At 59.9% G+C, this 6,860-nt stretch carries 6 protein-coding genes; 4 read left to right on the top strand and 2 right to left on the bottom strand.

Going from position 1 to position 6,860, the window contains the following annotated elements:
* Positions 1–105: 105 nt before the first annotated feature.
* Positions 106–1,587 carry a monocarboxylate uptake permease MctP gene (gene mctP / locus M0D66_RS30665; protein WP_093634816.1) on the bottom strand — a complete coding sequence of 494 codons (1,482 nt, stop codon included), beginning with the start codon at positions 1,585–1,587 and terminating at the stop codon, positions 106–108.
* A complete protein-coding gene (locus M0D66_RS30660) occupies positions 1,584–1,781 on the bottom strand; it encodes a DUF3311 domain-containing protein (RefSeq protein ID WP_093634922.1) in 198 nt (65 codons plus the stop codon). The genes mctP and M0D66_RS30660 overlap by 4 nt, the downstream gene beginning before the upstream one ends.
* A 250-nt stretch (positions 1,782–2,031) precedes the next feature.
* Here M0D66_RS30660 and M0D66_RS30655 point away from each other — a divergent pair, with 250 nt between their 5' ends.
* The 4 genes from M0D66_RS30655 (at position 2,032) to M0D66_RS30640 (ending at position 6,858) form a co-directional block, all read left to right on the top strand.
* Positions 2,032–3,447, top strand: coding sequence for a cache domain-containing protein (locus tag M0D66_RS30655; RefSeq protein ID WP_211707944.1), 1,416 nt, complete (start codon positions 2,032–2,034; stop codon positions 3,445–3,447).
* Positions 3,444–4,091: a response regulator transcription factor gene (locus tag M0D66_RS30650; protein ID WP_200653989.1), complete on the top strand. Its 648-nt coding sequence runs from the start codon at positions 3,444–3,446 to the stop codon at positions 4,089–4,091. Before M0D66_RS30655 ends, M0D66_RS30650 begins: the two co-directional genes overlap by 4 nt.
* A gap of 95 nt (positions 4,092–4,186) precedes the next feature.
* Entirely contained in the window at positions 4,187–4,735 is a 549-nt protein-coding gene (locus tag M0D66_RS30645; protein ID WP_211707943.1) for a hypothetical protein, read from the top strand.
* 173 nt (positions 4,736–4,908) lie between these two features.
* Positions 4,909–6,858, top strand: coding sequence for an arylsulfatase (locus M0D66_RS30640; RefSeq protein ID WP_211707942.1), 1,950 nt, complete (start codon positions 4,909–4,911; stop codon positions 6,856–6,858).
* Positions 6,859–6,860: the final 2 nt, after the last annotated feature.

Genomic DNA, 6,860 nt, shown 5'->3' with positions numbered 1-6,860 from the left:
CCGCCCCGCACAGGGGCAACGCTAATAGACCACTAACAATTCAAGGAAAGGCCAACGCCGCCGGAGCAACCACCCTAGCAGCGTCAGCCACGCCAAACAACAACATCAAACCGCCGCCACAACCCTGCGCGGCGACAAAACCGACACAACAAAACTAACAACAACATTAGCGGCGAGCGCAATCAACCCGATATAAACCGGATAAACAGCATCCCCGACATGCAAAGCAAACACCGGCTTGAGCCCTTGAGAAATAGCAAGACCAGTCCCCAACACGATCCCGACCAGCCACCCAAGAAACAACCCTGTAGTATTCAACCGCCGCGTATACAACGAAAACACAATAGCCGGAAAGATCTGCAAAATCCAAACCCCACCCAGCAACTGCAAATCAATCGCATACTGCGTAGGCAAGAACACGATAAACAACAGCGCCCCAAACTTAACAACGAGCGAAACAATCTTCGCCGTAGAAGCCTCCGCCTCAGGCGTGATACCCGGCGAAACAAGAGGACGCCACAAATTCCGAGTGAACAGATTAGCCGCCCCAATCGACATGATCGCGGCGGGCACCAAAGCGCTAATCGCAATAGCAGCAGCCGCAAAGCCAACAAACCACGACGGGAACAGCGTGTTAAACAGCGCCGGCACCATATCAGACGCTGACTTCACATGCACGCCAGCCGCAATCGCCATATACCCAAGCAACGCGATCAACCCCAGCAACAACGTATAAGCCGGCAGAAAAATCGCATTTTTGCGCACCGTATTAGCCGACGAGGACGACAAGACTGCGGTCATCGTATGCGGATACATAAACGCCGCCAGTGCCGAACCTAACGCAAGCGAAGCATAAGCAGTGAACTGCGTCGGCTTCAGAATGATCCCGGTTGCGCCGCCCTTGGCCTTGAAATACGTATCGGCCGCATCGAACACATGCGCATAGCCGCCGAGCTTCGCCGGAATCAGCCAGACCGCCGCGATCACGACGATATAGATCATGATGTCCTTGACGAACGCGATCATCGCCGGCGCCCGCAAGCCGCTTGCATACGTGTACAGCGCAAGAATCACGAAGGCGACGATCAGCGGCATCTCGCCGGTCACGCCGAGCCCTTTGATCACCACCTGCATGCCCACCAGTTGCAGTGCGATATACGGCATCGTCGCGACAATGCCGGTCAATGCAACCGCAGCCGGGAACCACTTGCCACCGTATTCACCCTGCACGTAGTCCGCCGCCGTGATGTGATCCTTCGCCTTCGCGATCTTCCACAGCTTCGGCATCACCGCGAACACAAATGGATAAACGATGATCGTGTACGGGAGCGCAAAGAAGCCATACGCGCCCACCGAATACACCAGCGCGGGCACCGCGATCACGGTATAGGCGGTATAGAAATCGCCACCCACGAGGAACCACGAAATCAACGTGCCGAACTGGCGGCCACCCAGGCCCCACTCATGCAATTGCGTCAGATCGCCCCGCTTCCAGCGCGCGGCAAAAAAACCGATGACAGTGACGAGAACAAAGAATGCGATAAAGACGGTCATCGCGACCGGGTTCACAGGAGTGACATCGCTCATTTGACACCTCGGTACACGACGTAAATCAGTAGCGAGGTCAACGGAACCCACAAGAACTGATACCAGTAGAAGAACGGAAAGCCGGCGAACGAGGGCCGCGTGTCGTTATAGAACGGCAACCACAGCAACGCAATGTACGGGATCAGCAGGATGAGCCATAGCCATGAACGGCCGGCAGATTGGGAGGTCTCCACAAACATCTCCTAGGTCTATTATTGAAACCGCGCGCCATGACTTGTGGCCGGGCACGCGGAAAACCGGCTACCTGAAATTAGACGGCAAAACCGGGTTCTGCTTTTGCAACTGTGCGCCGCACCATTGCGCGCCGGAAGGCGCGGTGCGTCGTGGGGATGTAGTATTCGCCTTCGTGAACGCTCTCACAAGCGCGCAACTACGTAAGCCGGCTACGTAATATTACGTAGCCTGTCGGCCGTCCTGTCTACGATGAAACTCAAAGCAAAGATTGTCCTGCTGGCGATCGTTCCCTTTCTGGCGGCCATCGCCAGCATTGAAATTGGCGTGCGCCAGGAAGCCACGGCGCTCGCCGAGACGCAACACGCGACCACCCAGGCCGCGTACATGGCCAGCAAGGAAATCGAACTCAAGCACTACGTCGAGCTCGCGACCACGGCGATCGCCCCGCTCTACAACGCCGGCCAGGACAACGCGCGTGACGACGCAATGCTGCGCACCCGTGCGCTCGACATCCTCGAGAAAATGGATTTCGGCAAGGACGGCTACTTCTTCGTCTATGACATGCACGGCCGTTCGCTGATGCATCCGCGCGAACCCGACCTCGTCGGACGCGACCTCTGGGAGCTGCGCGATCCGCAAGGCAAGCTGACGATCCAGCAATTGCTCGCCGCGGCCACGCGCGGCGGCGGCTATGTGCGCTACGTGTGGCATCGTCCGTCGACGGGCAAGCTCGCGTCGAAACTGGGTTACGTGGTGCCGCTCGAACGCTGGGGCTGGATGATCGGCACCGGCATCTATCTCGACGACGTCGACGCCACGCTCGCGGACATCGATCAGCGCGCGGCGGCCAACATCGACCGCACGATGCAGTGGATCGATGCCATCGCACTCGCCGGGCTCGCGGTGATCGCATTGTGTGCGCTCGTGCTCAACGTCACCGAATATCGCAGTGCTGATGCAAAACTGAAGCGGCTCGCGCAGCAGGTGGTCGACTCTCAGGAAAATGAACGGGCACGCCTGTCGCGTGAATTGCACGACGGCATTAGTCAGATGATGGTGTCCGTGAAGCTGCTGCTCGAATCGGCGTTGGCGCGCTTCGAACGCAGCGATGTGCGCGTGCCTGCGGCGGAAGCCGCGCTATCAACCAGCGTGGCGCGCATCGGCGATACCTTGCGTGAAGTGCGCCGCATTTCTCACGCGCTGCGTCCGTCGATGCTCGATGACCTGGGCGTTGCTGCCGCGCTAGAGCAACTCACGCGCGAGTTGAGCGACGAGTCCGGCATCGAGATCGGCTTCACGCAGATCGCCCACACTCATGCAGCGGCTTTGCCGGAAGCGGTGAACACCGTCCTGTTCCGTATCGCCCAGGAAGCGCTCACGAACATCGTGCGGCACGCACAGGCGTCCAGCGCGGCGCTATCGCTGGAAGTATCGAGCGACGCCGTCACGCTGACGATTTCGGACAACGGACGCGGTTTCGACGTGGCGCACGCACTTGTCAATCCACGCGCAGGCGTGGGTCTGCGCAATATGCGCGAGCGGCTGGACACATTGGGCGGCAAGCTCTCGCTCAGCTCGCAAGCCGGTCATACGATCGTGACCGCGCGCGTGCCAGTCGTTGCCTCTGCGCTTCAATCGCCGGCCTTGCAGGAAACCTCGCTATGAACGACATGTCACTCGCCATCGCACGTCTGATTCTGGTCGACGACCACCCGCTGGTACGCGATGGTTTGCGCGCGAGACTCGAAGCCGTGCGCAACATCGAGATCGTCGGCGAAGCGGGCAACGCGCAGGAAGCACTCGCGCTCGCCGCCAGCCAGGAACCTCATCTGGTGCTGATGGATGTCGGCATGAACGGAATGAACGGCATCGCGCTGGCCAGCATGTTTCATGAGCGCTTCCCGGCGATACGCGTGCTGATGCTCTCCATGCACGACAACCTCGAGTACGTGACCCAGGCCGTGCGCGCAGGGGCCAGCGGTTATGTGCTCAAGGACTCGCCCGCCACCGAAATCATTCAGGCAATCGGCGCGGTGCTGGAGGGCAAGACGTTTTTCAGCGCGGGACTGGGCGCTCGATTGATCCAGGCATCGGCGACGCAATCACCGATTGAAAGACTCACGCCGCGCGAGCGCGATATTCTCGATGCACTCGCGGAAGGTCTCTCGAGCAAGCAGATCGCTCAACGCAACGACCTCTCGGTGCGCACGGTGGAGACGCATCGGTTGAATCTGAAGCGCAAGCTCGATATTGAAGGCCAGGCTGAGCTGATCAAGTTCGCTGTTGAAAATCGTCGCAAGAGTCAGTGAAGTTTTGGGCCGCCGCTGCATAATCTCGATTGGGTAGTCGAGAATCCAAACCGTCGGTCCGTCTGCCCCACGCTCAAATCCCGGAGCCCAAGACGATGAAACGCCTGATCCAACAGTACCTGGCAAGTCTGCTGATCTGCATGGCCGCGACGCATGCCCAGGCGCAGGCACAAGCAGCGCGCGTCAATCGCGGCCACGATCCGTTCTTTCAGATATCCAAAGCGATCAGCGACTGCCTGGTGCCCTTAGGCCCACTCGAGACCGAGCAGGAGTGGCTCGACGATAGTCATTACCGGATCGAGCGCGGCAATAGCTGCTGGGTGGAAGGCCGTTGCCGGCTGTCAAACGCGTATCTCTACGACGCGGAAATCGCCGACGCCGTCCAGCGGCGTCTCACCAACATCAATTACGCCACCCACTGGCGCGAACAGTCGACGCTGTGGCTCACGCTGCAACGCCGCTTCATCTACGTACAAGGCTGCGTCGCACCAGGCTTCGACAAACAGACATTCCTCACGGAACTCGCGAAAACCGCGGACGTCGATCGCGTGATCGACGACACCACAACCAACCCGCGCGCCGCGTCGCTACCTTATAAAACGCTGGCAGATCCTGAGAAGCCCGTGATCGATCCCGGCAACTAGCCGCGCACGAAAAAACACACGAAGCAGCACCCGGAGTTGCGTCGTGCGTTATATCGCCCATCACGCTTTAACACCTATATCGACAATCAAACATAGCAACGCAGAAATCGATCTTTGGCCACTCTGGCGTCATTGCTAACATCGGCGACCCGACATATCCGGTCAGCACAACAATGACAACACAACGATCGCAACGCCCCACTCTTCGTCTCGGCATAATCGGCGCGGCCGTCGCCAGCCTCGTCGTACTCGCTTCCTGCGGCGACGACAAGCTGCCCGGACCGACGGCGTCCGCGCCGGTGGCCGCGCAAAAGCGCCCGAACATTCTCTACATCATGGCCGACGACCTCGGCTATTCCGACATCCATGCCTTCGGTGGCGAAATCAATACGCCCAACCTCGACGCTCTGGTCCAGTCGGGCCGCATCCTGACGAATCACCATACCGGCACCGTCTGCGCGATCACGCGCTCCATGCTGATCTCCGGCACTGATCACCATCTGGTCGGCGAGGGGACGATGGGTGTGCCGACCGACGAACGCAAAGGCCTGCCCGGCTATGAAGGTTATTTGAACGACCGCGCGTTGTCGGTCGCGCAATTGTTGAAGGACGGCGGTTATCACACGTACATGGCCGGCAAGTGGCACATCGGCTCCGGGATCGTCGGCAGCTCGACCGGTGGCGGTCAGACGCCGGATCAATGGGGCTTCGAGCACAGCTACGCGCTGCTCGGTGGCGCCGCGACCAATCACTTTGCTCACGAACTGGCGAACTCGCAGAACTACACCGAAGACGGCAAGTACGTGCAGCCCGGTCAACCTGGACAACCGGGCGGCGCAGGCGGCAGCCCCGCCGTGTTCTATTCAACAGACTTCTACACGCAACGTCTGATCTCATACATCGACTCGAACAAGGGCGACGGCAAGCCGTTCTTCGCCTACGCGGCCTACACGTCGCCACACTGGCCGCTGCAGGTTCCCGATCCGTATCTGCACAATTACGTCGGCAAATACGACGCCGGCTACGACGTGATCCGCAACGCGCGCATCGCGCGGCAAAAAACGCTCGGCATCATTCCGAATGACTTCGTGCCGTACGGCGGCGCATCGGAAACGCTCGTAGCGACAGCGGCCACGGCAAACAACGGCACCGCCAACGCGAAATATGTAAGCGCCGTGCATAGCGCCGCGCAGGGCTATACCGACTACGGTCCCGGCACCGTGAACAAGACATGGGCGAGCCTCTCGCCAGCCGAGAAGAAAGCCCAGGCGCGTTACATGGAAATCTACGCGGGCATGGTCGAAAATCTCGACCACAACATCGGCCTGCTGATCCAGCATCTGAAGGACATCGGCGAGTACGACAACACCTTCATCATGTTCCAGTCGGACAATGGCGCCGAAGGCTGGCCGATCGACTCCGGCGCGGACCCGACCGCCACCGACACAGCGAATGCCGCCGACCCGGTCTATTCGACGCTCGGCACCGACAATGGCAAGCAGAACGCACAACGTCTGCAATACGGCTTGCGCTGGGCTGAAGTAAGCGCCACGCCGTTCCGTTTGACGAAGGGCTATTCGGGCGAAGGTGGCGTATCCACGCCATTGATCGTCCACCTGCCTAGTCAGACCACACAGAAGCCCACGCTGCGCGACTTCACGCATGTGACCGATAACACCGCTACGTTTCTAGCCGTCGCGCAGATCTCGCCGCCCACACAAGCTGCGCCGCCGCTGATCAATACGCTCACCGGCGTCGATCAGAATAAGGGCAAGGTGGTCTACAACAACCGCTATGTGTATCCGATCACCGGGCAGTCGTTGCTGCCTTTGCTGAACGATCAGACCACCGACGCCGTGCACACCGCGTCGTTCGGCGACGAAGCCTACGGCCGCGGCTATCTGCGCAGCGCCGACGGCCGCTGGAAAGCCTTGTGGACGGAACCGCCGCTGGGTCCGGTGGACGGTCACTGGCAACTGTTCGACATGAGCGCCGACCGCGGCGAAACGCAGGACGTGTCAACGCAGAATCCGTCGGTAATCGACGGCCTCGTGCAGCAGTGGAACAGCTATATGAGCAGCGTCGGCGGTGTCGAGCCGTTGCGTCCGCGCGGCTACTACTGAGC

Source organism: Paraburkholderia sp. SECH2 (assembly GCF_030464795.1).
Taxonomy (GTDB): Bacteria; Pseudomonadota; Gammaproteobacteria; order Burkholderiales; family Burkholderiaceae; genus Paraburkholderia; species Paraburkholderia aspalathi.
The sequence above is the reverse complement of the archived record's forward strand: the minus strand, read 5'-3'. Positions and strand labels throughout refer to the sequence as shown.

Excerpts from the sequence above, each read along its gene's own strand:
- mctP (WP_093634816.1), bottom strand. The coding sequence starts at position 1,587 with ATGAGCGATGTCACTCCTGTGAACCCGGTCGCGATGACCGTCTTTATC.
- M0D66_RS30655 (WP_211707944.1), top strand. The coding sequence starts at position 2,032 with ATGAAACTCAAAGCAAAGATTGTCCTGCTGGCGATCGTTCCCTTTCTG.
- M0D66_RS30650 (WP_200653989.1), top strand. The coding sequence starts at position 3,444 with ATGAACGACATGTCACTCGCCATCGCACGTCTGATTCTGGTCGACGAC.
- M0D66_RS30645 (WP_211707943.1), top strand. The coding sequence starts at position 4,187 with ATGAAACGCCTGATCCAACAGTACCTGGCAAGTCTGCTGATCTGCATG.
- M0D66_RS30640 (WP_211707942.1), top strand. The coding sequence starts at position 4,909 with ATGACAACACAACGATCGCAACGCCCCACTCTTCGTCTCGGCATAATC.